Source organism: Vibrio sp. 811, from assembly GCF_033339195.1.
The window spans coordinates 1-912 of record NZ_JAWOUB010000171.1; the positions used below are offsets into that span (position 1 = coordinate 1).

At 43.3% G+C, this 912-nt stretch carries 2 protein-coding genes; one reads left to right on the forward strand and one right to left on the reverse strand.

What is annotated here, in order from left to right; genetic code table 11:
* Nucleotides 1-32: 32 nt before the first annotated feature.
* Nucleotides 33-305, reverse strand: a complete 273-nt coding sequence (locus R7Q46_RS25615) for a YnjH family protein (RefSeq protein WP_318078005.1) — start codon at nucleotides 303-305, stop codon at nucleotides 33-35.
* 207 nt (nucleotides 306-512) lie between these two features.
* On the opposite strand from R7Q46_RS25615, the gene R7Q46_RS25620 reads away from it, so the two are divergent.
* The coding region (locus tag R7Q46_RS25620) for a hypothetical protein (protein ID WP_318078006.1) at nucleotides 513-912 on the forward strand (400 nt) is incomplete at its 3' end.

The following is a 912-nucleotide window of genomic DNA, read 5'->3' on the forward strand; positions in this document are numbered from 1 at the left end:
CGAGCAACGAGCTCGCTTTATTCTTATCTAAATCACTTCTTTTGCTTCAACACAACCCACTTTAACGACCCATTGGTTTCGTAGTCGTTTTCATCAGAGCACACCAAAAGCACATCATCGGCCTTGATTACCGCACCAGCGGTATAGGCTTTATCTTCGTAGTAACAAATTCGCTGGCCTATTTTACCATCAGCAACCACCAAAGCCTTTGACTCCGGCGTACTGTAAGATTTGGCAAAAACTGAACCAGACAATAGCGCGAACATGGCGCTCAGAGTAAAAATAGAAACTCTTTTAAACTTCATGAATATCCCCTTATGCCCGAACAATACTAGCAAGGAAGTATTTCAGGTTCTTGGCAGAATCTCATATTCTAGCAATTTGTTCTTACTTCTAATTCTCAGATGTTCCTCCACGTCGTTACGAACAACGGCGAGTTAAGTTCAGGCCGATATAGCCGTCACTAACTCTTTAGGTTATGCTTTTGTCGTTTTTATTGGAAAGTAATCGTTATGCGTTTCATCCCTTTCGCCCTCGCGTTAATTGCATTTAGCTCGTCTCCTAGTGCTTACGAGCTCGATTACTATTCCAAATTTGGCCATATCGACAACTATGGCAATCTAGATCTTCGAAACAAGCCATACACTGAACTCCCATCTGGCTTGGTCATAAAAGGGAATGTGGACATTTCCCAAACGCCAATTACTCAGCTGCCTAAGGGCTTAGACGTTGGTGGCAGCTTAGACGCGAAAAATAGCGCCCTGAAAACAATCAAGTCGGGCGTAAAAATCAAAGGTTACGCTAACTTGCTTGGTAGTAAGATTGAAAGCTGGCCCAAAGGGGTAAAGCTGGGTGGGTATTTGAACCTGACCGATACTCCGTTAAAAACACTTCCGGCAAAACTTCGAGTAA

Excerpts from the sequence above, each read along its gene's own strand:
- R7Q46_RS25615 (WP_318078005.1), bottom strand. The coding sequence starts at position 305 with ATGAAGTTTAAAAGAGTTTCTATTTTTACTCTGAGCGCCATGTTCGCG.